The following is a 1,932-nucleotide window of genomic DNA, read 5'->3' on the forward strand; positions in this document are numbered from 1 at the left end:
AGCTGATCAGATCGTAGGTTCTGGATTTAGTTCCACTGAATTACGCAACAAAGCCATCTCAGAAGGGAAGTGACGGCCAGTAAACTTAATAGTCATAATGTTAAAGCTGAAGAATGTTGAGGGGTGAGCATAACCTACCCCCTTGTTTGCGACACAACCCCTGTTTCTTGTGATTAAAATTTGCCGCCACTATATCGCCATTCGGGTACTGGAAGTAAGCGTAACTCCATGATTTTTCGTTACATTAAGTTAGCTTTGAGATTATAGTTTAGAACTTAATGGAGACAAACGTTTTCGTGGCTGGAAGATCGGTGAAACCACCGTCTTCCTTATGGATTGTTGCTGCCGCCTTCTCGATTTCGAACAGGCATATCAAAATACGCCCAGATAGCTGTATATAAAAACAGTATTTAACTATAAGATTATAGGCAAGGTTTGATAGGCAGCGTTAGAAACATGAGGAACGAGCAATGAACTTACTCCCAACAGGCACACAGCTAGGTAAATTGGAACTACTGGAAGTGTATCAAGACGTCTTGGGGCCGAAGTGTTTTTCGGTTAAGAATGAAAATACCCAAAGGTTTATGGTGTATTGGAGTGGGGATTACGACAACGGCCAATGCATTAAGTGGGCTTACATTCCGGTAACCAAGCCATTGCTTGCCAGGTTGCTAAACAAAGAAGTGAGCTTTCACGATGCGTTCCACCGTTCAGATAAGCTATATCTAGCGACTATCTACACAAACGAAGTAGGGAAGCCCGCGAAAGTCGAATTGTTGAATGCTGCGAACAAGCACTCAGTAAACCTACCGCCCGTTGATTTTGAAATCGACCTTGAAGCAGCCTGTATGTTTTAGTTTCTACAAGATTAGTTACGGGCTCCGAAGCGTCTAATTGGACATTAGCAATTAATGAATTACTTCTTGTAAGGAAAATATGCAAGTAGTTAGGCGACAACAATACTTAGCAGGAACTGCGCCTTCATGGATTCAATCTGAATTAGAGGTTAAGACTTCAACACATTTACTTAGGCTTGCTAGAGCTATAGCCATACATTAAGAAATAATATACGGCTATGTTGGAATAGCTAGAATGGTAATTAACCTGACTACTTAGCCATAGTTTTGATGCTATGTAGTCAAAGTTGAGCTCAAAACTCTACAGCTCGGCTTAATCAATTAAACAATTAAACAATTAAACAATTAAACAATTATTTCAAACACTGGTAACAACAAAAGCCTGTTTTAGCCTTAGAAGCCCAATTTGACTTGGTCCTTAATGACAAGTAAATCCGTTGATGCCATAATTGACGTGAGATTAAACAAGAGATTATAACAAAATGATAGACTTAGACGTATTTACTGAGCAAGCTGAGTACATCCCCAAAAAATCATTTAAAAAGTGGACAATCAGCCATCAAAATGAAGTAGATATAGTCAAAAAGCTCACGCAAGGGGGAGCTAAACTAATTACCGGACCTAGAGGGTGTGGTAAGACTACTCTGATGCTCAAAGCTTATAACAACCTGATATCGAGTAAGCGAGCCAATACCTTACCAGTGTATGTTAACTTTAAGTCTTCATTAAAGTTGGAGCCTTTGTACAGAAATAATCCAAACGCAGCTTATTGGTTCAATCAATGGCTTTTATTGAAAGTTCTCTTAGGACTTTATGAAAGTCAGGAAATTGCTTTAGGCGAACAAAGCTTATCTTTTTTATCAATGAGTAAAGCCCATATTCAAAAAGTAGTTGAACTACTTGAAATGGGAAGAGTTGACTTGATTGATGAAAATGAAGATCACGTAAGCATCTCTATTATAGATAGCTGTATAAATAGTGTTATTTCCAATCTCGGTAAATCTAGGTGTGCACTGCTGCTTGTGATCCGCACCAGAAGTTTTGGACACTGAGTTAAGTGAGTACAATCACTAAC

General features: G+C 39.0%; 2 protein-coding genes and 1 pseudogene. All 3 read left to right on the forward strand.

Annotated features, from left to right (window positions below):
* Positions 1 to 470: 470 nt before the first annotated feature.
* The 3 genes and pseudogenes from ACED59_RS24360 to ACED59_RS24370 all read left to right on the forward strand — a co-directional run bounded on the left by ACED59_RS24360 (position 471) and on the right by ACED59_RS24370 (position 1,909).
* Positions 471 to 857, forward strand: a complete 387-nt coding sequence (locus ACED59_RS24360; protein WP_017099103.1) for a DUF6575 domain-containing protein — start codon at positions 471 to 473, stop codon at positions 855 to 857.
* 82 nt (positions 858 to 939) lie between these two features.
* A pseudogene (locus tag ACED59_RS24365) lies at positions 940 to 1,059 on the forward strand (regulator); the annotation flags it as partial.
* A gap of 280 nt (positions 1,060 to 1,339) precedes the next feature.
* The gene (locus ACED59_RS24370) at positions 1,340 to 1,909 is read left to right on the forward strand and encodes an AAA family ATPase (protein ID WP_371705198.1); all 570 of its coding nucleotides are present in this window, start codon (positions 1,340 to 1,342) and stop codon (positions 1,907 to 1,909) included.
* The last annotated feature ends 23 nt before the right edge of the window (positions 1,910 to 1,932 follow it).

This window comes from Vibrio sp. FF266 (assembly GCF_041439695.1).
GTDB lineage: Bacteria > Pseudomonadota > Gammaproteobacteria > Enterobacterales > Vibrionaceae > Vibrio > Vibrio tasmaniensis_A.